Consider the following 26,011-nt stretch of genomic DNA (forward strand, 5'->3'; position numbering starts at 1 on the left):
ACAGATGATTGAATTCAAAGGCATCACCAAGCGGTTTGTACGTGACCGAACACCGATTTTCGCCCTGCGTGACGTCAACTTAACGATTCAGCAAGGAGAAATTTTTGGCATCATCGGTGAATCCGGTGCCGGAAAAAGTACACTGCTGCGCTTGATCAACGGACTCGAAACACCGACCCAAGGAACGGTCAAAGTATCAGGTATCAAACTGTCCGATTTATCCAAAGGCAGCCTAAGAGAGTTGCGCCTGAAGATCGGAATGATCTTTCAACATTTCCAATTAATTCAATCGCGGAACGTTTCCGACAACATCGCGTTCGCCTTAAAAGCAGCCGGCGTCAAACGCAGTGATTTCCCAAGCCGGATCAAAGAACTCGTCGCCCTGGTCGGACTTGAAGGATTTGAGACGAATTTCCCGAGCCAACTCAGCGGCGGACAAAAACAACGGGTCGGGATTGCCCGCGCCCTTGCGAATAATCCGAGTGTCCTGTTATGTGACGAAGCAACATCAGCGCTCGATCCGGTCACGACCCTGCAAATTCTGGAATTGCTGAAGGACTTGAATGAACGGCTTGGTCTGACAATCATCCTGATCACTCACGAGATTGATGTCGTCAAACAGATTTGTCACCGCGTCGCGGTCATGGCTCACGGTGAAGTCGTCGAAGTCGCCAACACCTACGACATATTCAGTCAACCGACCCATGACGTCACAAAACATTACGTCGATACAGCACTCCAAATCGAGTTACCGGAACGGATACTTCGGACGACACCCGGAAAGATCATCCGCCTCCAATTCACGGGAGAAAAGACCGGTGAGAGTACGCTGTCAGAAGCAATCAAACAATTTGATATCTCGGTCAGCATCCTGCACGGCAAGGTCGATTATATTCAAAACGTCGCCTTCGGGGTGTTGATCGTCAGCCTGACCGGTCCAACACTTCATGTCAACCGAGCCCTCACTTGGCTTGAGGAGCAACTCCATACGCTTGAGGTGATTCAGGATGTGGCTTGACCGGATTCAAACGATGTTACCGGAGTTGGCAAAAGCCTTAGGCGAAACGGCCTTGATGGTCGGGATTTCCCTTGGTTTTGCCCTCGTCGTCGGGATTCCGCTGGGAATTCTTTTATTCATCACCGACCGTGGATTGTTTTTCCAAAACGTCTTCGTTCGCAGTATTTTGGACTTTTTCGTTAATATCGTTCGTTCGTTACCGTTCATCATCTTGCTTGTCGCGCTGATTCCACTGACACAATTGTTGCTCGACAATACGATCGGTCCGACGGCCGCTTCTGTCAGCTTAAGTGTTGCCGCTATTCCGTTCCTTGCCCGACTCGTCGAAACCTCACTCCGTGAGATTCCACCGGGCTTGATCGAAGCTGCTGAGGCGTGCGGCGCAACACCGTTTCGTATCATCATCAGCGCTCTGTTACCAGAAGCCCTTCCCGGGATCATCCAAGCGGTGACGTTGACGACAATCAGCCTGATCGGCTTTTCTGCCATGGCCGGCATCGTCGGCGGCGGTGGTGTCGGTGACCTCGCTATCCGCTTCGGTTATTACCGGTATGATAACGTCGTCATGATTGTGACAATCATCGTACTCGTCGTCATCGTCCAAAGTATTCAAGGACTCGGCAATCAACTCGCCCGTCGTGCTGATAAACGTTAAATCCAAAATAGAGACCACTAAGGGAGAGAATGACTATGAAAAAACGATATGCCTTTTTAGCAACAGGATTACTCGGAGCCGGGATTCTTGCCGGCTGTGGCGACAGCAGTGCGAAAGAAGAAACCAAGTCGATTAAGATCGGTGCGACGAGCGGTCCTTACAGTGACATGGTCAAAGAAGCGATTCAGCCTGGTCTTGAAAAGAAAGGCTACAAAGTCGAAATCGTTGAATTCAGCGATTACATCCAGCCGAACATCGCGCTCGGCAGCGGCGACATCGACGCGAACTTGTTCCAACACTCGATCTATCTGAAGACGTTCGCGAAGGAAAAGAATCTCGATCTTAAAGGGCTGATCACTGTTCCAACGGCACCGATGGGCTTATACAGTAAATCCTATAAGTCACTTGATGACGTCAAGACAGGCGCGGAAGTCGCAACACCAAACGATCCGACCAACCAAGCCCGCGCGCTAAACTTACTCGCTGAACAAGGCTGGATTGAGTTGAAGCCGGACGCTGATCCATTGACGGTTTCTGAAAAAGACATCGTCAAGAATCCAAAAAAACTTGTCATCAAACCACTGGAGGCAGCACAGTTACCACGCGCCATCGAGAGTGTTGATATTTCTGCCGTCCCTGGAAACTTTGCCCTTGCTGCGAAATTCGATTTACTTGATGCGTTGGCACTCGAGAAAATGGACGAGCAGTACCGTAACTTAGTCGCTGTCAAAACAGCAGATGAAAAGAAACAGCTCGCGAAAGACTTGACGGCTGTCGTCGAATCAGATGACTTTAACGCTGTCATTGAAAAGTTCTTTAAAGGCTTCAGTAAACCCGAGTGGGCAAACTGACGTAACTCCTTTTGTGGATTCATTCATCTAAAGATGATATAAAACCCCTGAAACAGCTCCCTCCCCTTACAAAAAGGATACGGAACGGTTTCAGGGGTTTTCCATTGAATGATGACTCCTGGAGACATCACGTCTTCCGCCCGAGAAAAGCGAGTGGAGAACGTCAACCTAATAGATTGTTCCACACAAAAGTACCCCAATCCTGCTTTCGCAAAATCGGGGTAATATATACGCTTTCGTTTTAAGTGTTACTTCACGGTGTCCGGAAGTTAATCGTGAAGTACGGCGAGTTTTCCCGGAAAGCCACACCGACATCCGCCTGCTTGAAATCATTGTTCATGATATTGTCGCGGTGTCCTTTTGAGTTCATCAACCCCCAGTGTGCTGCAAAGACGTTCGGGTATCCCATCGACAGGTTTTCTCCGGCTGTCGAGAAGCGGATTCCTTTTTCTTTCATCCGTTTAAACGGGTCGCGTCCTTGTGGATCGGTATGGGAGAAAAAATTATTTTTCGCCATGTTCTCACTGTGGGCCCGTGTGACAGGTTTCAGTGCATTGTACGGCGTGAGTGCCCCACGCTTATACTCTGCCCGGTCCCAGTTCATCAGGCGCAACATCAATTTCTCATCCGTTGTCCGTAACGCACTCGATGCCGTTCCATAGAAGCCGCTTTTCTTCGCTTCCACGTCTTTCGGGATCGCGAGTGTCGCTTTGACCTTATTGCCGTCGTGTTGATCAAAGAAGTACGTGACGTACCGGTCCTTTTTTTCATAAACGGCAGCGTGATCGAGGTTCAACAAATAATTGGTATTCCCTTTCCGGTACGACTTGACGGCTTTCCAGCCTTTTTTCGCAAGTGTTGCTTCCGTATCTTTGTTCAAGACGGCTCCTTGCGTCGTCACACCATTTTTCGAACGGTACTTCCCGTAATCTTTCCCGTCTTTCGTCAGGGCGACAAACTCCTCAGACGCCGTTCGCCTCACTTCCCAGTCATAACCCGGGTATTCACTCGTATATCGATCAATCAGCGTTCCCCCGCTTTTCGGGTAATCCGCTTCCGCCTGTTCCATAGGGGTGTTTTCGTAACTAAAGAAAGCGACCGCTGCTACTCCGAGCACTAACCACTTTTTCATGTGTCTTTCGCCTCCTCATTTGTTCCATTACCCTAATTTTAAAAGAAACCAGTCCATTCGAACAGTCTAAGCTATCGTTTCAAGTGAAATCACACGATTGCGTATTCCTCTTCACACTTTTGACACATCTCAGATTTTCGTGTAAAGGAGGTCTGACGTCTTTATTCATCACATTCTCACACCATTATCATACATAAAATAAACTATTCTTTCCCTGTTGTTAAAATGTGTGAACATTCTTTTATTTTCATTCCTTTTAAATGTTGTTGCCGTTCCTGAAAACCCTCGCTATCATTAGAACTCGTAAGGAAAAAATAAGGAAATTCTATATAATATCCTACTTCCAAAGGAGTATGCCATGATCCTACTTTATTTTATTTACGAATCGATTACGTTTTTGCCGATCCAGCAGTATTTGTTTTCCGGATGGATGATTTTAGTCTTACTGACTGTTTCGTTCAGTATCGCCAATGCCCATGAAGAAGTTCATATCAGTCAGCGGTTTGGTTTTGAATTGCTTGTGCCCGGCGTCGGTCATTTATTACGCAAACAGTTCATTCCCGGTCTTTCCATTATCCTTCTGCTGATCATCATACACTTTACGTACATGTTCCGCGCTATCCCGCTCCACCTCGCTTTACTGCTCACTCTTTCCATCAGTCTGTTTTCTTTTCTCTCTCTATTTATCCGAACATACAAAAAAGCGGACGATTAAGTCCGCTTTTACTTGTTTATTCAACGATTAAAACTTGTTCGACTCGACTAGTTTATAGCGCTTCGAAAGCTCTAGCCACGTTTTACCGTCTTTTTTGGTTTTGACAAGTACATATGGAATACCTTTTGTCACGCGAAGTTCCAAAAGTTCACCTTGTTGATGACCGTGTGTTTCACTGACTTTTAACCAACGATTTGCAATTTTCCGTTCGATGGTCACGTGTTTTCCTTTTTGAACAGCACGCCATTTTCCAATTTCCGCTTTCCCTTTGACCGGATAAGCGCTTTGTGCTCCTTGAATCGAAATAATGGCCGGATCATGATCGCTGGCACTGCCGTCTGCTTCCATGTAATCAGAGTTGATGTTGACGATATCAGACGATGTATACGACTTCAGGTTTTTCGAAATCAAGACATGGTCGAGGACTTGTGCGTTTCCGTTATAGATGTACGAATACCGTTCGGATTTCGGAAGATCATCTACCGTATTCCAAAGGTTTTTCCCTTTTAAGATATCCAGCGTTTTCGAGAACTGGAAGTCGTTTAAGTCACCAAGTACAACAACGTTCGCATCTTTGACTTCGGTTTCCAACTCACGGACGAAATCTTGTACGATCGTCGCGATGGCATGGCGTTGGACTTCACTTTTACGGACGGCTGGTTGATTTTTACCAAAGTCCGCTCCATCGCCGCCTTTTGAATTAAAGTGGTTGGCGATGACGTGATACGATTCCCCTTTGAAGATAAACTCTCCAACGAGTGGTTTCCGTGAACTATCGAAGTTTGGATCCGTCGGTTGAATGCGTCCCGGGTTGTTCGTCAATTTACCGTTCTCGACAGCCACTGCTTCCGTTGCCGTTCCTTTTTCACCTGACGCGAGTGAGACACGTGCTGGGTTATATAAGAAACCGACACGGATGTTTCCACCCGGCTGTCCGCCGTCTTTTTTATCTTCCGGTGCGATATCGGTATACGCGTAACGGACACCCGTCTTCGCTTCGATTGCAGCAATCAATGTCTCAAACGACTTCGAAGCATCTACCGTGCCGCTGTCTGTCGCGCCGTCATTATCCTGCATTTCCGTCAAACCGACGATGTCCGGTGTTTTCAGGAACGTCGCGATCCCTTCAGAAACGCGGTCTACCTTGCCGGCATCTGCCGTTGAAGCGAAGTTCTCGACGTTATACGAGGCGACTGTTAAACGTGAATCTCCTGTTTCGATGTTCGTCGGCTGGCGATCCACTTCACTTGTGATCAACGTCGGTAAGTCAGCTGCTTTTGAAAGCACTTTGTAAGCCGAGTAGTTATAACTCATGACCCCTTCAATCGTTCCGTCAAAGCGGTCGCCGGATTTCGCCCGGTACGAGCTGCTGCCCATCTCAACGAACAGACGCTCCGGATTGACGTTATTTGCCGTTAAGATTGGTGTCCCGCGTTTCGTATAGTCTTTGTTTGCCGTTTGTGTCCGCACTGGAATCGTCCGGTTGGCCTGTGGACCTGTGACGATGGCGTTCGGAAGCGCGACACGCATTCCTTCGACACTCTCGTATAAATCGATCGCATCTTCCGCCGGGTCAAATTCAGCGAACGAATCGTTGTCGACGACTTGTGTCGGAATCAAGACACCCTTCTCCCCGAGCACGATGCTTGCCGGTAATCCTGTGTTCAATGCTCCCTTAACGAGGTTGACTGTACTGATCTCCGTGACCGCAAGATCTGTGTCAAACTTATCACTGTATCCGCCAAGTAACCATTCTTTGACGTAACCCGTCGTTGCGACGGTCTGACCAATCGCCGCACCGTGATTTTTAGCGTATACCAGCACACCTTCTGATGTTTTGCTGTTGTTATCCGGGTTCGGATCCTGCATGTAGAAGTTGTTTGCATCAACGATATACGTGACGACACCGGTCGTCCGGACGAGTTGATCCGCGTATGGTGACGTGTGGGCTACCCCTTGAATGCTGCTGATTTTCGTGATGGGTGGTGCGATGTAATATTTGAACGTCGATACGGCAGATGTTTTACCGTCTTTAACCACAACCGCTTGGATCGTGACTTCGTCATTGATTGTAATCGGTCCAGAATAAACAGGGCTTTCTGCTGTCGGTGTCGAGCCGTCGACTGTAAAGTGGATCGTTCCCTCGCCCGTCAGTGTGACTTGATCGCCGCGTTCGACTTCTCCGACGGGTGATGCTGTTGGTGCGACCAAGATGTCTCCTGCTTCAGCAGCATGTGTCCCGAGATCCGTCAACGTATCGACCGGGAAACTTGTCCATTGCGACGGTTCATATGTTTTTGATCCTGCTGTGACATTTGTCTTGCGAACAAGTGTCGTATCTTTCGCAAAGTCCGTGCTCGATCCGACGGGTCCGATGATATCAAGGACTTCTTCCCCTTTTTTCAGGGCAACGGGATCATTTCCGTTGAAGTTCAGTGAACCGGTTGTTTGTTGCGCTTTTCCCTTGATGTCTGCGTTCGCGCTTGAATTGGCGATCACAAACGTTTTTCCCGGTTCAATCGTGCCGGACAATGTGATTTTCGCTTCCGAAGGTCCACCGTTCGTATATTGGACAAGTGTATAATCGGCTAAATTAATGATTTGCCCCGAACCATTATAAATCTCAATCGCTTTATTGTTGCTTGACCCTTCTATGTACTCAGACAAGATGACGCCTTCGCCTTCTGCCCCGACCGTAATGCCTGCTTGCGGAAGAATTCCTGCTGTTAATGCGCCGACCAATGCCCACTTCCCAAACGTACTGACGTTCTTCATGATGTTACCCCCTATGAATTTTCTGACACTTCTTCATATTATCAGATATATTTACGGATAGTGTATATTTTGTGTAAAAAAAGACCTTAATATTCGTAAAAGAATTAATTGTTAACGCTTACAAAAATTAATCATTCGTCTTTACGTTACAAAGAAACACGAAAGACAGACAATTGCTTAAAAAAGGGCATAAAAAAAACGCCTTTTCAGCGTGTCTGTTTTTAGGTGTCATGAGAATCGAGGATACAGGTGATCAAAACACCTGAAACGACGAAAGCCCTACCTCTCTTTCGTTGTTACGGCTCCTTGGCCGCGCCAGCTGAATCAAGCGTTTTAGCAAGAATCAAGTTACGCGTTGGGTTGCGTATTTACTGGGATTTTTAGAATTTCGCTCGGAATGAGCTGAAAAGTATCGAATGGAAGGTTTATCTTGCTGGGTCAACTTCTTCTAGTTGAACAGAAGAAGGACAAAATAAAAGCGATGACTTATGTCTGACTCATTTGTCAGTAAGGTCTAAAAATCCTGACCTGATTATTAAATTGTGTATTTAAGTGAAAGATTCTCACATGAGTGATCATCCCCGATTCATGACAAAATTTAATATAACACATTTTATTTTATAAAGTCAATCTTTTTTTCAGCGTGATATTTTTGCCGGACTGAACGAACCGTTGATTCCCCCTTTCAAAATCGGTATCGTTAGGGAGATGACATTACTATAGAAGAAACGAGGTCAAAAGAGATGCCTACGAATCGATTGATCCATGAAAAAAGTCCTTATTTATTGCAACATGCTGAAAATCCTGTCGACTGGTATCCGTGGGGGGAAGAAGCGTTCGCCATGGCCCGGACGACCAATAAACCGATTTTCCTGTCGATCGGCTATTCGACGTGTCATTGGTGCCACGTCTTGGCGCACGAAAGCTTTGAGGATGAAGAGACCGCGCATCTGCTGAACGACCGTTTCATCTCCATCAAAGTCGACCGGGAAGAACGTCCGGACATCGACCAAATTTATATGACGGCAGCCCAACTGATGAATGGTCAAGGGGGATGGCCGCTTAGTGTCTTTATGTCTCCTGATCAAACCCCGTTTTACATCGGGACCTATTTTCCAAAAACGCCGCAATTCAATCGTCCTAGTTTCCGGCAGGTCGTGTTGCAACTGAGTGAACATTACCGGACGGATCCCGAAAAAATTGAACGGGTTGGCACTGAAATCAACGAAGCTCTATCAAAGGTCCTTCATGGTGACACCTCGGGTCAACTCGACGAGTCACTCGTTCACGACACCTTTGATCAGGCGATGCGGCAATTCGATGTCAAAAACGGCGGATTTGGTGAAGCACCAAAATTCCCCTCTCCTTCCCTGCTGACTTTTTTACTTGATTATCATCGCTTTGCAGAAGACGAGACCGCCTTACAGATGGTCATGCGGACGTTGACGGCGATGCGCGACGGTGGAATCACCGATCAAGTCGGCTTTGGTCTTTATCGGTACACCGTCGACGCCCGTTGGGAAACGCCGCATTTTGAAAAGATGTTGTATGATAATGCCTTGTTTGCGACAGCTTGCATCGAAACGTTCCAAGCTTCCGGGCGCGAACGGTTCAAACAGTACGCGGAAGAAGTGTTCACGTATATCGAGCGGGATTTGTTATCTCCGGAAGGAGGATTCTATTCGGCGGAGGATGCGGACAGTGAGGGACGGGAAGGACTGTTTTATACCTTCACCTCTGAGGAACTGACCACGTTACTTGGGGAAGAAGCCTTGTTCCCGCTCTATTATCAGGCTACTACCGGCGGTAATTTTGAGGGACGAAATATTTTCCGGCGAACCGATCACTCCCTTCAAGCGTTCGCTGATGAACGAGACATGCCCGTTCGCGACGTCGTGCGCCAACTCGAATGGGAACGACAGACGTTACTTCGTATCCGCAACACGCGGACACGTCCGTTTCGGGATGATAAAGTCTTGACGTCTTGGAACGCTTTGATGATTTCCGCTTATGCCAAGGCCGGACGGGTTTTTGCCAATCCACATTACACGTCTGTCGCGGAACGTGCCTTGGCGTTCCTCGAGACTCGTCTGATCGATGGCGATACGGTTCGAGTCCGTTACCGTGAAGGTCACGTGCAAGGAAATGGGTTTCTCGATGACTACAGCTTCTTGACGGAAGCTTACCTGGAACTGCATCATACGACACAAAAAAGTCAATACCTTCATGCTGCCCTCCGTCTGACGGAACGGATGCTCCGTGATTTTGGAGATTCCAACAGCAGTTTCTTCTTTACGTCTGTTAATGATGAAACCTTATTGGTCCGCCCAAAGGATTTGTACGACGGCGTCACGCCTGCCGGAAACAGTACAGCAGTCTCGAATCTGTTGCGTCTGTCCCAACTGACCGGCCGGACGGATTATCGGGACGCAGCCCATCAGATTTTTGCATCCGTTGCGCTCGAAGTCAAGGCACAGCCGACCGGATTCGCCAGTCTGATGAGTGCCTATGTCCGCACCTTGATGCAGCCAAAAGAGCTGATCATCCTGACCGACACTCAGGAAGCCGTCGAACCTTTTTTATCGCAACTCCTGGCACAACGCATACCGGAATTGTCGCTGCTCGTCGGCAAAAAGACGGACTTGCTGTCCATCGCACCTTTTCTCGCGGACTATGAACCAATCGATTCAGCCCCAACCGCTTATCTCTGTCATGATTTTCAATGTGACCGTCCGACAACACACCTCGAATCACTTCTTCAACAGCTGAATCCGTAATCGTCTTCCCTTCTGTTTCCTAAAACAGAAGGGTTTTTTAAAAAACAAAATCCCTTTTTTCAAAAAAATTCTAAATATACTGTAGATAAATGTTTTATTGTCGATAGTAAGAATAGGCAAATTAATTTCACATCTTAGAATTGACATCCTAGAGCCCGATACGTCTTCGGACGAATTCTAACTAGGAGGATACGATCTTTGAACACGACACTATTCACGAAAACCTTGAAGATGCTGGTCAGCTTCATCCTGGTCCTCGGTCTATTTGTTTCTTACAGTCCATCATTAGAGGCCGCAACGACGAAAGCAACGACCTACCGTCTGTCTACCGATACTTATCTGTACGATAAGACGACATCTTCACGGAAACGCCTGTTGACGATCAAGACCGGAACTATCGTTTCATCCACGTATGAGTCCACTTCTGGCTACTTCAGAAGAGTGTCATACAATGGAAAAACGGGATATGTCGCGTCAAAATATCTAGCAGCATACGACAAAAAAGAAACGATCAAGGGACAACGGTTCCTCGTTTCGAAAAAGACGGCGCTCCATACAGCGGCGTCAACGACAGCTCCTGTCATCACGACACTCAATGAACAGGATGCGTACTACAGTTCACAAAAAATCACGAATTCAGTCGGCGAAGTCTGGTACCGCGTCAAATATGACGGGAAGACCGGTTACGCCCATTTTCTGAATGCACAACCGATCAGCTATACGCGTTTATCAAAAACAACGTTGAAAACGACAGATGGTTACATCCTGCGCCAGTATGCCGGCACAGCGTATCCACGTCAGCTCGTCGTTCCGACGGGGACATCCCTGCAAACGACAGGACGGATCGGTGACTGGTATAACGTCACTTATGCAGGCAAATCAGGCTACATGCATAAAGCAGCTTTCGTCGGTTCATCCAAACAAGACATAACGACGATTCCGGAAACGGCCTTCAAGACAAAAGCCGCTCTCGCTTTGTACGATGCGACGGACGGAACAAAACGTCTGCTCATTACAATCCCAAGCGGAACGATCGTCAAATCAACGGCGCGGTCTGGTCTGTATCATCGTGTCACGTACAATGGGAAAACAGGTTACGCCTTAACTGCTTCCCTGACGGAATACACAGCCACCGTGAAATTAGCTTCATCCCGCTTCTTGTTATCAAACGCTGTTGCGATCAAAACATCTCCATCGTCATCGAGTACGACGATTGCCAGCTTACAAACCGGTAACGTCTACTACACGACGTCACTCGTGACGAATCCGATTGGTCAACAGTGGCACAAAGTCTCAAAAGACGGCAAGACCGGTTACGTTCAAGTCAACCAGGGAAAAGCCATCAAATATTACACGGTCCACGATCTTTCGTTAAAAACGACGACGGCGACAGCTCTTCACTCGTATGCCGGTCCTTCTTACGGAGTCGTCAAAACAATTCCAAGTAATGCCGTGATCAAGATTCAAGGTCAAATCGGCAATTGGTACAAAGTATCGTATGACGGAAAATCAGGTTATGCGTCAGGTGCAACCTTTACCGATCACGTGACGACACAATCGATCCCGACGACGGACTTCGAGCTTAAAACAGACGTCGCGGTGAAAGCCGCTCCAAAAGCAACGGCGACGACCGTCACGACGTTTAAAACGAATGATATTTATCAAACGAATCAACTCGTCACGAACGGTTCATCGAAATGGCACCGGGTGACGAAAGACGGTCAGACGGGATACCTTCCGGTTGACCAGGGGACACCGGTTTCCTATACATCGGAAAACATCGCGATGAAGACAACTGCAACGACAGCACTGCGTACATATGCAGGTAACTCGTATGCGACGACCGCAACGATTACGAGCGGGACAAACGTACAGGTCATCGGAAAAATCCAAGACTGGTACAAAGTGTCGGCAAGCGGAAAAACAGGTTATGTGCCTGCTGATACGATGACGGAACTGATTACGAAAAAGACACTTTCGGCTTCCCGATTCGTCTTATCAAAGTCGGTCGACGTGAAGAAAACGCATCATTCGACAGCCGACAACTTGGCGACATTAACGGCAAGTGACGTCTACTACACGACACAACTCGTCACGAACGGTCGTTCTGAACAATGGCACCGGATGACGATTAACGGTAAAACTGGTTACGTTCGCGTCAACCAAGGAACACCAATCGCTTACAACGCAGTCTCAGCAACAAAGTATAAAACATCCAGCTCGACACCACTTCGTTCATACGCCGGTCCGTCTTATGTGGCCGTCACGACGATTCCGAGCGGGACTATCATTACGGTAACTGGACAAATCGGCAACTGGATGAAAATCACGTATGCCGGCAAGAGCGGCTACGCGTCTGCTTCGACATTAAATGAGTTTACCGAAACAAAGACGATTCCAGAAGCTCGTTTCTTGCTTGATGCATCCATCGCTGTCAAAAGTGATGCGAAAGATTCCGCAAGCACGATCGCTACCTTAAACAAAGGAAACGTCTACACGACTAAAACATTGGTTGTCACGTCTGCAAATGGTCAGTGGCACCAAGTCACGGTTAACGGGAAAACCGGCTACATCAAACTGGGTCAACCGACTTCAGCCATCGGTTATGAACCGATTGAAAAATCGTTTGTCCGGGCAACAGGAACGACTTTACTCCGGTCCTATGTCGGAGATGCGTATCAGCCGGTTGCTTCCGTTTCACTCGACACCGTCTTGCCGGTAACAGGGAAAATCGGTAACTGGTATGAAGTTTCCTACGAAGGGAAGACGCTGTATGCGTACAACGGGACACTCGTCATGACATCGTCCAAATTAAATATCTACAATTCAGTGGCGACGCCGTTTACGTTTGACAGTTTCATCAGTGCGCAAATGAAATTGAACCCACCACCACAGACGGATTTGTACGCATCGAAGCTGATGTACGTCAGCGCGGATTATGTCCGACTTGGTGGCGCACTGGATCCGGTCAACGGAACAATCGCAACGGTCACTGCGACGACACCACTTAACATCCGGTCCGGCGCAACGACAGCAAGTCACGTTTACGGTCAATTCAAACCGCAAGCGATGATCAAGGTCTATCAAAACGTCAGCGGATTCTACACGACATATCCGCGTATCTATACATCGACTACACGCTATTCGACGATTTATTGGTTAAATGCGTTGGAAGCAGATGTCCGTAACGCGGCGGATCCGCTGAAAGTGGATCGCCAGTCATCGGCTTACTATCAATTCCTTGATTTATCAAAATCAACGGGCGCTACAGCCGCGACACTCAACAAGATCCTTGCGACAAAAGGCATCTTCGGGAAGTGTTCGACCGGCAGTTGTGGACAAGCCTTCATCGATGCGGGCGCTAAATATTCGCTGAACGAAGCGTACTTGATTTCACACGCTTTGCTTGAGACAGGTAACGGTTCTTCGAAATTAGCAACCGGCGTCATCTGGAATGGACGGACCGTTTATAACATGTACGGCATCGGTGCATACGATTATGATGCCGTCAACACAGGCGCAGCGTATGCTTACAGCCAAGGTTGGTTCACACCGGAAGCTGCGATCATCGGTGGTGCTGAATTCATCAGTACAAAATATGTGCATAATCAATATGATCAAAACACCCTTTACAAAATGCGTTGGAGTCCGATGCGTCCTGGTGTGCATCAGTACGCAACGGATATGGGCTGGGCCGTTAAACAAACGACTCAGATCTATAACCTGTATCAACAGATGGAGAGCTACACGGCTGTCTTTGATATTCCGGTCTTCGCCCGTTAAACAACAAAAACATCGAGGCATTGAATCAATCGATTCGTTGCCTCGATGTTTTTTTGTACTTCCATCGTCCCCGTCTGACGGAAGACATCTCCTGCATTTACGCGGAAGAGACATCCTGTCAGACTTGATCATCGGCGACGATTTGCAGATCGATACCCCGATTTTGACGCATGATCTGATTGACGATCGAGCCGCGCCGGATTTCCTGCCAGCGGGTCCGGGCGGATTGACCGAGTACGATTTGGGTGATGCGGTGATGCTTCGCGACCGCCGTGATGGTCGTCGCGATGGAGCGTTCTCCTTGAATGCGGATCAACACTTCGGCGTCGAATAAGGACCCGCTCTCACGTAACATGGCGAGGACTTCCGCTTGCCCTGCCGACAGCTTATTCTCCGGTCCTGGTAGAATCGTCAGGATATACAGGTCTGCTTTTAGGCGACTTGCCATCCGGAATCCCCGGTAGATCAATTTCCGGGCATTTCCGTTTAACTGAACACAGACCAGAATTCGTTCCTGTAGCAGCTTCGGATCTTTTTCAATCAACAACCGCGTCTGATACACTTGATCGTCGACCTCGTCCGCGACTTGCCGGAGCGACAGTTCACGCAGACTCGCCAAGTTTTGTAGTGAAAAAAACGAGTTCAAGCTTTGTTCGATTTTTTCTTTTCTGTAGATTTTCCCCTGTTCGAGCCGTTCGCGCAACGTCTGTGGTGTGACATCGACCAGTAAAATTTCGTCCGCTTCACCAAGGAATGGGTCCGGAATCCGTTCCCGAACCTCGACCCCCGTCACTTCCTTGACTTTAAACAGCAGACTCTCGAAATGTTGGATGTTGACGGCTGAATAGACATTGATACCGGCGTCAAGCAGCGCCGAAACATCTTGATACCGTTTTTTGCGGATGGATCCCGGCGCATTCGTATGCGCCAATTCGTCAATCAGGACGATATCCGGTTGCCGGGCGATGATCGCGTCGACGTTTACTTCCAGAAACACCTTGTCCTTGTACAACACTTCCAACAACGGGACCTGCTCCAAGGAGCCGATCATCTCGGCTGTTTCACGTCGACCGTGTGTTTCAATTAATCCGAGAACGACATCCCGCCCTTCTTCGATGAGCATTCGGGCGTCGGCGAGCATTTTATACGTCTTTCCGACACCAGGAGCTGAGCCGATATACAGCTTCAGCTTTCCTCGTGTCATGACTGACTCCGATCAAGCGCCAGATTCAGCAACAGCACATTTACGTACGCATCATTTCCTGCTTCTTGCTCAATCAACCGCCGGACTTCGTCACGCGAGAGATCCCGTTCGGTTGCAATACGATTCACTTGTGCCCGTGCATAGTCGAGCGAGATGTGCGGATCGAAGCCAGAGCCGGATGTCACGAGGGCATCGTCCGGAAGCGAACGTCCGTCCTCTTTGGACTGTTCCTGTTGCTCGTTGATCTTCGTAGTGAGCTCCGGGTTGGATGCTGCTAGGTTATCCCCAGCAGATGCTCCCGCTAATTGATCGACTGCCGATGGACGTCCATGGAAATACTGCTTCGACGTGAAGGGTTGGGCGATCAATTCCGATCCAATGAATTTTCCGTTCTGTTGCAAAAGTGAACCTGCTGCTTTCTCGGGTACGAGCAACTGACCAAACAGGGTCAGTAACGCGGGAAAGACGATCCCGCATAACGCTGTGATGAAGACCGTCACACGTATGGCTTGTTTCATTGTCCTTTTTCTCCTTATAGGATGCTTGCGAGCAAGACATCGATGATTTTAATGCCGATGAACGGGACGATGACCCCACCAAGACCGTAGATCAATAAGTTCCGTCCGAGCAGCTGATCCGCCGTCATCGGCTTATAGGAAACACCCTTCATCGCAAGCGGAATCAGCATCGGGATGATGATGGCGTTAAAGATCAAGGCCGAGAGAATCGCGGTCGTCGGTGAATCGAGTCGCATGATATTAAGCAACTCCATCTCCGGAATCGCAACCATGAACATCGCGGGGATGATCGCAAAATACTTCGCGACATCATTGGCGATCGAAAACGTCGTCAAGGCGCCACGCGTCATCAGCAACTGCTTGCCGATTTCGACGACCTCGATGATTTTTGTCGGATTGGAATCGAGATCAATCATGTTCGCCGCTTCTTTCGCCGCTTGAGTCCCGCTGTTCATCGCAAGACCCACGTCCGCTTGCGCCAGCGCCGGTGCGTCATTCGTACCGTCTCCGGTCATCGCAACGAGGTGTCCTGCTGCCTGCTCCTGCTTGATGACACGGATTTTATCTTCCGGTGTACATTCGGCAACGAAGTCATCGACACCCGCTTCCCGGGCAATCGTCGCTGCCGTCAGGGGATTATCGCCGGTACACATGACCGTTTTGATGCCCATCTCACGCAGACGGTCGAACCGTTCCCGCATTCCCGGTTTCACGGTATCCTTCAGATAAATGACACCTAAGATCGTCTGATCGATGGCGACGACGAGCGGTGTACCGCCGAGACGGGCAATCTGATCGACCGTCGTTTGCAGGTTATCCGGAATCACACCACCCTGTTCTGTAACCCATTGTTGAATCGCCTGCCCCGCTCCTTTACGGACGCGGCGTCCATCTGTTAAATCGAGTCCCGACATCCGGGTTTCAGCCCGGAACGGAATGATTTCTGCTCCTTGTAACTTATCCTGATCAATCGGCATATTTCGCAGTCCGGCAAGTTCGAGGACTGAACGTCCTTCCGGCGTTTCGTCTGCGAGCGAGGAGAGGATCGCACCTTCAAACGCCGCTTCCTGCGTCACATCGCCGACCGGTGTGATATCGGATGCCATCCGGTTCCCGAACGTGATCGTCCCGGTCTTATCAAGAATGATCGTTTGAATGTCCCCCGCTGCTTCAACGGCTTTCCCGCTCATCGCGATGACGTTGAAGCGGGTCACCCGGTCCATCCCGGCAATCCCGATCGCGGATAATAATCCGCCGATCGTCGTCGGAATCAAACAGACGAGCAACGCAATCAAGATTGGACCGGACAATTCAAATCCCAGATAGTTCGTGAAGACGGGTAAGGTCATGACGACCAGTAAAAAAATCAGTGTCAAACTCGTCAATAACGTCGACAACGCCAACTCGTTTGGCGTTTTTTGACGACTCGCCCCTTCGACCAAGGCAATCATCTGATCGAGGAATGATTCCCCGGGATTGCTTGTGATCCGGACTTCGATTTCGTCACTGACGACGAGTGTTCCACCGATGACGGACGAGAAATCGCCGCCCGCTTCTTTAATGACCGGTGCGGACTCGCCCGTAATGGCGGATTCATCAATCGATGCCAGCCCTTTGATGATTTCCCCGTCCCCCGGCACGTATTCACCGGTCCGGACGAAGACGATGTCCCCTTTGCGCAATGTCGCGGACGAGACTTTCTCAATCATCTGACCAACCCGTTTGCGCGCCATGACATCGGCTTTTGATGCCTTCAGCGAATCCGCCTGTGCTTTCCCGCGTCCTTCCGCAATCGACTCTGCAAAATTCGCAAACAGCACCGTCAAGAACAGGATGATGCTGACCGCCAGATTGAAGCCACGCATCTCATCGATGAAAACCGTATACCCAATCGCCATCAGGCAACCGATCCAGACGACGAACATGATCGGTTGCTTCACCATATGCACCGGATTTAACTTTTTAAAGGCATCGCGTGTCGCTTGTTTCGCAATCGATGGATTGACAGCAGATTTGGATTCTCTTTCAGGAATGTTCGGTTCCTGCTCAGTTGGTTGGTATTTTACTTGTTCCATCATTTCTCATTAGCTCCTGTTCACATCGTCAGCCAATCCGCGACCGGTCCAAGTACGAGCACTGGCAAGAATGTCAGCGCACCGACGAGTACGACCGTACCGAGGAAAACTGTGCCGAAAAGTGGGGTATCTGTTTTAAACGAAAATTCATCTTGCGGAACGGCCGGTTTTGCCTTGAGTGATCCGGCAATCGCCAGCATCAGAATCAGCGGAATGTAGCGACCGAAGAATAAAGCAAACGACGTCGAGACATTCCAGTACACGTTGGCATCGCCGAGCCCTTCAAAACCAGAGCCGTTGTTGGCCGTCGCGGATGTAAATTCGTATAAGACCTGCGACAGACCGTGATACCCGGGATTCGAAATCCCAGCGACTCCTGGTGCGACGTACATCGAGACCGCTGTCCCGACGAGAATGAGGAACGGTGGGACGAGCAAGGTGATGGCCATCAGTTTGACTTCAAATGTCTCCAGTTTCTTGCCGAGGAAAGTCGGTGTCCGACCAATCAACAGCCCCGTCAAGAAAACGGCAACGAACGCATACAACAGGACATTCAAGAAACCGGCACCCGTTCCGCCGTAAACGACGTTCAGCATCATGTTCCCGAGCTGAATCAATCCGGCCAGCGGATGGAGCGAATCATGCATCGCATTGACCGCACCGGTTTCGGCGGCCGTCGTAATCGAACTGTACAATGCTGTCCCAATCTGTCCGAACCGGAGCTCTTGACCATGTGCGGTCGGATTTGCGAAGAGACTGCCGGCCATGCCGAACGTCATCATGACAAACAAGATCGTCATCACGCCGAGGAACAGGCGGCCCTGTTTGGCCGAACCGATGATTTTTCCGTAAGCAATCGGAAGCGACATCGGAATCAGCAGCATCAAGAACATCTGGATGAAGTTGACGTATTGGTTCGGGTTTTCAAACGGATGCGCTCCGTTGACACCGAAGAAACCACCACCGTTATTCCCGAGCTGTTTGATGACTTCAAACGCAGCGACCGGTCCACGGTAAATCAGTTGCTTTGCTCCTTCAAGCGTCGTGACGCTGACAGCACCGCCGAACGTCTGCGGCACACCAAACAGAATCATCGCCAGTCCAAACACAAACGAAATCGGCAACAGAATTCGGACGATGAAACGGACGAAGTCGGCATAAAAATTACCGAGCGGCTTATTTGCAAGTCCGCGAATGACTGCCATACAAACGGTGAACGCCATCGTCGGTGCGACGAACAGCATCGTTCCGAGAACAAACGTCTGTGACAGATACGATAACGCTTCACCCGAATAATGTTGCTGGTCCGTATTCGTCATGAAGCTGATCGTCGTGTGAAGGGCGGTCGACCAATCCAGATTGACAGCTCCGTTCGGATTCAGAGGTAAGCTTCCCTGGAAACGCAGTAGCAAGTACCCTCCGACAAAAAAGAACAAGTTGACGAGCAACAGGCTTTTCGAATAACCGACCCACGACTGGTCTTGTTTTCGTTCATCAACGCCGAGAACAAGTAAAAATCGCCGTTCCACTTTACCGAACGAATTCATTTTCCGATCCTCGACAGGTGCAAAGTAAGTTCCGATGTAACGTCCGAGCAAGATGGCTGCCCCTAGTGCAATGACGAGCAAAATCCAAAATTGGATTAAAAATTGAGTCCACATGATTTGTTTCTCCTATGCGATTAGAATTTTTCTGGATACATCAGACAATAACCAAGATACAAAAAGACGAGACAACCGGTAGCTAATAAAAACCATGTCATTTCCGGTCACCTGCCCGCCACTGGACCCGTTCAATCAGATCAATCATCAGATACGAACTTCCGAAAAAGAAGATGAGTAACAAGACACTCCAAAGTTCACTCATTTTGAAATTACCTCCATATTATTCAATATTTTTACAATTAAACACGACAAAAAGACGATGTGAGGCAGTAACGGCCCCAGCATCGCCCTAAAAAATTGGCATCACTGAATAAGAGTCGTTCCCTCCTAAAAACGCCTGCGGGGTTAGCTGTCGGATTCGGGCATACCTAGGATTTCGCCCTACTTCTCTTATCTGAGAAGATTCACCCCGTGTCACGTGTCGTGACGATTGGGTCCCCCGCTTCAATCATGAATTCGGCGTACTTTGAGATCGAAGCATTAACATGTTAGTGTTCGTTGATGAGATGGATATTACTCCGATTATTTGAGGTTGTAAAGCGAATTTCAAAAAAAAATATAGTCAGACTTTTTGATGACTTCTTTTATAAAAATAGTGTTTTTGGAACCTATGCTATAGAAGAAAAAAAACCGCAGCGACCGATTCCTTCATCTGAATGGAAAACATCCTTCAGCAAGAAATCAGGCTACGGTTTTTTTGAATAAACAAGGCTTATGGTTGCTCATTCAGTTTGGTCTGGACCGTCAAAGGAGCTAGCATCGTCACCCAAAGGGCAACCACTCCAGAAACAAGAATCACAATATCGCGTTCGAATCCGAGGGTCAGCAAGGCAACCGCACTTGCGACCAGGACGAGACAAAGCGTCGCGATCATGACAAAACGCGATTGTTTCAACATCTTTCTCATGTGGCATCTCTCCTTTCCTTCCAAAGTCTTTTGTAGTCTACCAAATTTTGCAGGATTTCGGGTGTGCTGACACTTGATTGTGAAAGGATTGTCATCTGACAGCCGTTTTCTAGGCGAAAGACCAACCGGTTTGGTACACTGATTTTAAGACTATAAGGGGGAATTTAGACATGTTACAAGAGCAGACTTTTCAACGGATTGACGGAACCGAAGCCACGCTTCAAGATTATCCGGGACAAGCTTGGCTGATCGTCAACACGGCAAGCAAATGCGGCTTGACGCCACAGTTCGAAGGACTCGAGCAACTCCATCAAGATTACCGGAAACAAGGACTCGTCGTCCTCGGTTTCCCTTGTAATCAGTTCGCCGCTCAAGATCCGGGAACTGATGAAGAAATTCAAAGTTTCTGCCAAATGAACTATGGCGTGACGTTCCCTGTCTTCTCAAAAATCGATGTCAATGGTGAAACGGCACATCCTTTGTTCACGGAGCTGAAAAAGCTCGCCCCGAACACGACAGGTGAAGAAGACGTGGAATGGAACTTCACGAAGTTTTTAGTGACACGTGACGGTGAAGTGACACGCTTCGCCCCAAAAACGAATCCGACTGATTTGGTCGCAGCAATCGAACGGATTCTCGTTGCTGTTTAAAACATCCCTAATGATCCATCAACAAAAAAGTTCTGTTTCGACCGTACATCGAAGCAGAACTTTTTTTAATTTCCCACTGACTTAAACACCATTTTCCATACAGACCCGTCTCACTGATTTACAGTCAAGGTGTCCCCGGTTCCAAGTGTCCTTTAATCATTTCTTCCGTCAAGACTTTAACGTCCTCGACGTCACGCATCTCCGTAAACGGATGTCCCCAGACATCGAGCCATTCGATTTCTTCGATCGGTTGCGTCCGGAAACGTTCCCCTGTCGGTTCAAAAGAAGCAGCAGCCGTCGACTCGAACGCGGCATATTTCAGCAACCACGGTTTGTCGAGCAACAGCTTCATCGTCTGTTTCGGTTGCTTGAACATGACGTCACCGACCAAGACGACCGGATCAAATCGTTCATGTAATGGGTGCGTGTACTGGACGGAAACAATCAGCGCATGGTTCAGGACTTTTTCATTTTGACGCGTATACGACCGCGTCAAAAAATGCGGCACCAATGATTCGGCACTGTCTTTTGTTTGATGGATACTTAATCCGTGTTCTGTCTGGACAACGTCCGGCAACGTCGGTTCATAACCGCGGTTGGCAAGTTGTTGATCGAGTTCCTTAAATAACAATAAGGTATGTTCGACGAGTGCCCGCACTTGTCGAAATGAGAGTTGAATCGACTGATTGATCATAAGGTTGACCTGCCTTCCAATTAATAGAGTAATATAATTTCTTTTACCCTAAGCAGTACCCGTTCATTCCTGTTCCATCCAACTATTCCCCTAAATAAAAAAAGTTGTCTCTTCTTTTCCCATTCACCTCGTCATGATCCGCCGGACGATTTGTTCCGCGCGTCGTGCCAATCGTTTTTGCGTGATGACCGGATCAAGTGTCTTCACTTCATCCGGATCATGAATCGATTCACAGAACCAGGCCTTCTCCAACCGTTCCGTGACCTCTCCTGCCAGCAGGATGGAAAGGACATGCGCATGATCCGCCAGGGCAACGACCGTTGCCGGAAGTTTCCCCATAGCCGTTTGGCGATCAATCCGTCCTTCGCCTGTCCAGACATAATCCGCCTGACGGATCCGATCTTTGATGCCCATCTGTTGTAGAATGTATGCCGCCCCTGACTCGATCGACGCCCCCAGTGCGTAAGCCGCTCCTCCCAATCCTCCGGCAGCACCGGCTCCCGCTACGTGTTCCACGCCAAGTTGTTGTCCAAGATGGCTTAACCGGGCATCCAGTAACCTGATCTGTTGTGCCGTCAATCCTTTTTGCGGACCAAACACGTGTGCCGCACCTGTTGTTCCGGCATACACGGCGGTGACATCCGCTAAGACATGTAAGGAAACGATGGGTGACGGCAGTATGATCCGGTCGGTTTCAAGCAACGGATTGGTCTGCCACGCAATCGGTCTGCCGATCTTCGTCAACAGGTGAGCGCCCAGTTCCTCCAACAGACCAAGCCCACCGTCCGTCGTCCCGGTGCCCCCGAGTGCAAGGTACAAATCTGATACGCCGGTCGCTAAAATCTGTTTTGCGAGACGCCCGACACCCCGTGTATCAAGCAACAGCGCCTCATCCTCCGGTCGCTTCAGATGCAACCCGCAAACCGCCGCAACTTCAATCACGGCGACCCGCTCTTTTTGTACATACACCACTTCGATTGGACGTCCGGCTAAGTCCACCGTCGCAGCTGCTACGTGTTGAAATCCATTCGTGGACAAGGCTTCGATCGTCCCTTCTCCCCCGTCCGCGACCGGACTCCAATCGATCGTCGCGTCCGGATCAGCACTCAAGATCCCAGCACGAATGGCACGCGCCGCGTCAGATGAACTCAAGCAACCTTTGAAGCTGTCGATACAGATGAAATGATGCATGGCGATCCCTCCCGTTTGCTGGTCTCAATTTTATCCATCCTAAAAAATCAAAATATGATATGATAATTGTCATGCACACGACACGTTTTGTTTGTTTTCGCCGTCGAAAACAAACGATTTTTTTATGAGGAGGTCCTATTCTGTGAGTCTTTCAAAGACACTACTACGGATGGCACGATTCGGAAATTCGATCTTGCCAAAACCGAAAAAAACAATTTCACGTCGCGCCAAGTTTAAACAAAGCTTGCAGCTCGACTCAACATTCCACGAACAAACCATTACAGGTCAACTATCTGACCCGACGGTAACGGTCCAGTCCTTACTAATTCGTGACAGCCTGATGAATCAGGTCATCGAATTGCCGAATACCGCTACGGCAGGAAATCACCACTTTTCCTTTTCGTTGCCGCACGACATTCTTCCTGTTCTCGTCGAACGCGTTTTAGAGAACAAACGTCTTGTCGAACAAGAGCAGGCTGTTCTTGTAGAACAAGCAGAAGACGCGCTCGAGATGCTCGAGGCAGAACATGAAGAAGATACTCCTGAAACGGAAGCAACACTTCCTTCTGGACGGTTTTCGTTTTGGGTCAAATTCTCAAAGCAATTAGAAGACTTCCGTCCTACAACACTTGAAAAATGGGAACTCAATGGGTTACCTAGTCGTTCCACCATTACAGGCGACTGCTTCACACGGGAAATTATTCTCGGTCGTTTTTTGGAGACAAAGGTCGCTGCTCCCTTAAAACCGTTGATTGATCCGGATTTCCAAAACTCGGCCCATGTTTACATTGATCTAAAAGGAAATCTTCGGTTGCTATTGAATAAAGAGCCAAAGGTCAAGCCGAAAATGCAGATTGATTCTATCAATCGTCCGATAGCGCATCAAACAGAAATCAAAGGGAAAATTTTCACCCGGCATGCGTTCATTCAAAAAGGAACCTTACAACTCGTTCACCGAGAAACAGGCGAGCAGATTCCGGTTCCGATCGACTGGGTGTATGACAATGTTCGAAGTGCTGAAAAATTTGGTCTCTACCGGTATACGTATCGTACTGTGATTGACTGGACACTGATTTATCAACAAGAACTGTTGCAAGAAGGTGTGTATGATGCCTTTGTTTTACTTGACTTCTATCATCGATCAGAACCAACACTGATTCGTCTTGGACGTGCTCGATATATTACGCGTCAGTTAATTTCAGAAACAAAAGCACAGAGTGAACAACACACTATGCTCGTTAATCCTTATTTCACAATCGGGCATCGTAATCTCTCATTTGAGATGACAGAATTTACGAATGAAAACTTTGCATATTTAAATCATATGATGAAATTCGCACCACTTTATCGACTATTTGCTGAACAGAACACATGGATCGTTGGAGAACGTCCTTACAAAGCACAGGATAATGGGTATCACTTCTTTAAATATATGCGTGAGACCTATCCAGATCGTCCTGTCTACTATGTAATTGATGAAGATTCACCAGAGTTCAGCAAAGTAAATCAGCTTGGTCATGCTTTACCATTTAAATCAAAAGAACATATTTATCATACACTGATGGCAAAAAAGGTCATTGGAACACACCATGGGGATTACTTATACCCTGTTCGGTCCAAACGTTTTGACAGTAAAATGAATGCAGAACATGTTTTCCTTCAGCATGGTGTTCTCGGTACTAAGAATTTAGAAAATCACTACGGTAAGTATTCACCGTCTTTCCATACTGATTTGTTTTTTGTTAGTTCAGAACGTGAAAAACGTGTCGTCACACAAGACATGGGTTATCCAGAACATGAAGTCCGTGTGACAGGACTAGCTCGTTTCGATACTTTACTTTCAAATGACTGTGAAGTTAAACGTCAAATTTTAATTATTCCTACGTGGCGAACTTGGTTACAAACACCGATTCAATTTTTTGAATCTGACTACTATGAGCATTATCGTAATCTACTTTCAAGTGAACGTCTCCATCACTTTGCACGCACTCATAAGATGGAAATTGTCCTTTGCTTGCATCCAAACATGCAACAATATTCTAGCCATTTCGAGGACTTACCCATCACCGTTATCAACCAAGGTGAACGCGACGTCCAAGACTTGATGAAAGAAAGTATGTTAATGATTACGGATTATTCAAGTGTTGCTTTTGATTTCAGTTTCTTGAAACGACCTGTCTTCTACTTCCAGTTTGATAGTCGACGTTTCATCGGACCAAAAGGTTCGCATTATGACCTTGAAAATGAATTGCCTGGACCAATTTCAAAAACGGCAGATGAAGTACTCGATCAAATGGAACTTTCTGCACAACAAGACTTTCAGATGGCTCCTGAGTACCAAACAAGAGCTGATATTTTCCTTAGACCGGTTGACTCGTCTTATGTGGAAACGATTTATCAAGCGATCACAGACTTTAAAAAACAGACCAGTTGGCTAGAACGTCTCGAAACAAATGAAGCTGCTAATATTTTATATCGTCTCTATCGAAAAAATCGCTATTACTTCCCATCGATGAAATTTGCCTACCGGTTGATGCAACGATTGCCGGTTGATCCGAAACTCGTCGTCTTTGAGAGCGGACTCGGTAAACAATATTCCGACAGTCCGCGTTATATCTATGAGGAACTGAAACGCCGGAACCTCGACTATAAAGTCGTCTGGGTTTATCATAAACGGCTTTATCTCGGGGACCCGAACGCCAAGGTCATCAAACGGTTGTCACCGGCCTACTTCTATTACCTGGCGACGGCGAAGTTCTGGGTCAACAACCAAAACTTCCCGCATTACTTCCGACGCCGTGAAGAAACGACGTACATTCAGACCTGGCACGGAACGCCGCTGAAGAAGATGTTGTTTGACTTGGATGAGATTCATGGACGAGACGAGGGGTATGTCGAACGGGTGACGAACTCGATCAAACAGTGGAGTGTCCTGTTGTCACCAAGTGCGTATGCGTCGACCATCTTCAAGAGTGCCTTCCGGTACGAGGGACCGATTTTCGAGTCGGGTTATCCCCGGAATGATCTGTTCTTCTCGAACAATCAGCCGAAGACCATCGAGACGATCCGGACGAAACTGCAACTGTCAGACGATAAAAAGGTCATCTTATACGCGCCGACCTTCCGTGATCATCAGTCGCTCGGCAACGGAAAATTCTTCTTTGATTATCCGTTTGATTTCGACCGCGTCGCCGAGGCGCTCGGAGACGAATATGTCTTCTTGATCCGGACGCACGTCCTCGTGACGAAGAAGCCGAGCATTCCGGCTGAACATCGCGAACGCTTCATCGATGTCACCAGTTATCCGGATATTCAGGAACTGTACTTGATCACGGATCTGTTGATTACGGATTATTCGTCCGTCTTCTTTGATTTCGCGAACATGAACCGTCCGATGTTCTT

17 protein-coding genes and 1 riboswitch are annotated in these 26,011 nt (G+C 48.2%); of the genes, 8 read left to right on the forward strand and 9 right to left on the reverse strand.

Annotated elements, in window-relative coordinates; genetic code table 11:
* Window positions 1–4 precede the first annotated feature (4 nt).
* The 3 genes from KNP87_RS13020 to KNP87_RS13030 are packed head-to-tail and all read left to right on the forward strand — an operon-like array spanning window position 5 to window position 2,524.
* The gene (locus KNP87_RS13020) at window positions 5–1,018 is read left to right on the forward strand and encodes a methionine ABC transporter ATP-binding protein (RefSeq protein WP_026832044.1); all 1,014 of its coding nucleotides are present in this window, start codon (window positions 5–7) and stop codon (window positions 1,016–1,018) included.
* Entirely contained in the window at window positions 1,008–1,673 is a 666-nt protein-coding gene (locus tag KNP87_RS13025) for a methionine ABC transporter permease (RefSeq protein WP_026832043.1), read from the forward strand. The genes KNP87_RS13020 and KNP87_RS13025 overlap by 11 nt, the downstream gene beginning before the upstream one ends.
* Window positions 1,674–1,708: 35 nt before the next feature.
* Window positions 1,709–2,524, forward strand: coding sequence for a MetQ/NlpA family ABC transporter substrate-binding protein (locus tag KNP87_RS13030; protein ID WP_214721936.1), 816 nt, complete (start codon window positions 1,709–1,711; stop codon window positions 2,522–2,524).
* 253 nt (window positions 2,525–2,777) lie between these two features.
* Here KNP87_RS13030 and KNP87_RS13035 read toward each other — a convergent pair whose 3' ends face one another.
* Window positions 2,778–3,656 (reverse strand): CAP domain-containing protein, encoded by an 879-nt coding sequence (locus KNP87_RS13035; protein ID WP_026832041.1) that lies wholly within the window; start codon window positions 3,654–3,656, stop codon window positions 2,778–2,780.
* 358 nt (window positions 3,657–4,014) lie between these two features.
* Here KNP87_RS13035 and KNP87_RS13040 point away from each other — a divergent pair, with 358 nt between their 5' ends.
* The gene (locus KNP87_RS13040; protein ID WP_119923571.1) at window positions 4,015–4,371 is read left to right on the forward strand and encodes a hypothetical protein; all 357 of its coding nucleotides are present in this window, start codon (window positions 4,015–4,017) and stop codon (window positions 4,369–4,371) included.
* Between the two features lie 27 nt (window positions 4,372–4,398).
* Here the strand turns inward: KNP87_RS13040 and KNP87_RS13045 are convergent, their stop codons facing one another.
* On the reverse strand, window positions 4,399–7,146 hold the full coding sequence (locus KNP87_RS13045; RefSeq protein ID WP_214721937.1) for a chitobiase/beta-hexosaminidase C-terminal domain-containing protein: 2,748 nt from the start codon (window positions 7,144–7,146) through the stop codon (window positions 4,399–4,401).
* Between the two features lie 743 nt (window positions 7,147–7,889).
* Between KNP87_RS13045 and KNP87_RS13050 the strand changes: the two genes are divergently transcribed.
* Window positions 7,890–9,923 carry a thioredoxin domain-containing protein gene (locus tag KNP87_RS13050; protein ID WP_214721938.1) on the forward strand — a complete coding sequence of 678 codons (2,034 nt, stop codon included), beginning with the start codon at window positions 7,890–7,892 and terminating at the stop codon, window positions 9,921–9,923.
* Window positions 9,924–10,121: 198 nt separating this feature from the next.
* Window positions 10,122–13,706 (forward strand): SH3 domain-containing protein, encoded by a 3,585-nt coding sequence (locus KNP87_RS13055; protein ID WP_214721939.1) that lies wholly within the window; start codon window positions 10,122–10,124, stop codon window positions 13,704–13,706.
* 118 nt (window positions 13,707–13,824) lie between these two features.
* Here the strand turns inward: KNP87_RS13055 and KNP87_RS13060 are convergent, their stop codons facing one another.
* From KNP87_RS13060 to KNP87_RS13085, 5 genes are all read right to left on the reverse strand, one after another.
* Complete coding sequence (locus KNP87_RS13060; protein WP_026832036.1) at window positions 13,825–14,910, reverse strand: universal stress protein; 1,086 nt, start codon at window positions 14,908–14,910, stop codon at window positions 13,825–13,827.
* Window positions 14,907–15,428, reverse strand: coding sequence for a potassium-transporting ATPase subunit C (locus KNP87_RS13065; protein ID WP_214721940.1), 522 nt, complete (start codon window positions 15,426–15,428; stop codon window positions 14,907–14,909). The genes KNP87_RS13060 and KNP87_RS13065 overlap by 4 nt, the downstream gene beginning before the upstream one ends.
* A gap of 14 nt (window positions 15,429–15,442) precedes the next feature.
* A complete protein-coding gene (kdpB, locus tag KNP87_RS13070; protein WP_214721941.1) occupies window positions 15,443–17,506 on the reverse strand; it encodes a potassium-transporting ATPase subunit KdpB in 2,064 nt (687 codons plus the stop codon).
* Window positions 17,507–17,523: 17 nt separating this feature from the next.
* Window positions 17,524–19,164 carry a potassium-transporting ATPase subunit KdpA gene (gene kdpA / locus KNP87_RS13075; protein WP_214721942.1) on the reverse strand — a complete coding sequence of 547 codons (1,641 nt, stop codon included), beginning with the start codon at window positions 19,162–19,164 and terminating at the stop codon, window positions 17,524–17,526.
* A 322-nt stretch (window positions 19,165–19,486) separates the two neighbouring features.
* Window positions 19,487–19,639, reverse strand: a riboswitch (cyclic di-AMP (ydaO/yuaA leader).
* 240 nt (window positions 19,640–19,879) lie between these two features.
* Window positions 19,880–20,074: a hypothetical protein gene (locus KNP87_RS13085; protein WP_026832032.1), complete on the reverse strand. Its 195-nt coding sequence runs from the start codon at window positions 20,072–20,074 to the stop codon at window positions 19,880–19,882.
* 170 nt (window positions 20,075–20,244) lie between these two features.
* On the opposite strand from KNP87_RS13085, the gene KNP87_RS13090 reads away from it, so the two are divergent.
* Window positions 20,245–20,724, forward strand: coding sequence for a glutathione peroxidase (locus KNP87_RS13090; RefSeq protein WP_119923564.1), 480 nt, complete (start codon window positions 20,245–20,247; stop codon window positions 20,722–20,724).
* A gap of 124 nt (window positions 20,725–20,848) precedes the next feature.
* On the opposite strand, the gene KNP87_RS13095 is transcribed toward KNP87_RS13090, so the two are convergent.
* Both KNP87_RS13095 and KNP87_RS13100 read right to left on the reverse strand, forming a co-directional pair.
* Window positions 20,849–21,418, reverse strand: a complete 570-nt coding sequence (locus KNP87_RS13095; protein ID WP_026832030.1) for a hypothetical protein — start codon at window positions 21,416–21,418, stop codon at window positions 20,849–20,851.
* A gap of 123 nt (window positions 21,419–21,541) precedes the next feature.
* Window positions 21,542–22,609 carry a glycerate kinase gene (locus KNP87_RS13100; RefSeq protein ID WP_214721943.1) on the reverse strand — a complete coding sequence of 356 codons (1,068 nt, stop codon included), beginning with the start codon at window positions 22,607–22,609 and terminating at the stop codon, window positions 21,542–21,544.
* Window positions 22,610–22,751: 142 nt separating this feature from the next.
* On the opposite strand from KNP87_RS13100, the gene KNP87_RS13105 reads away from it, so the two are divergent.
* Window positions 22,752–26,011 (forward strand): CDP-glycerol glycerophosphotransferase family protein (locus tag KNP87_RS13105; protein ID WP_214721944.1); only part of this gene is annotated, 3,260 nt, incomplete at its 3' end.

The sequence above is a fragment of the Exiguobacterium sp. s192 genome (genome assembly GCF_018618795.1).
GTDB classification, from domain to species: Bacteria; Bacillota; Bacilli; order Exiguobacteriales; family Exiguobacteriaceae; genus Exiguobacterium_A; species Exiguobacterium_A undae.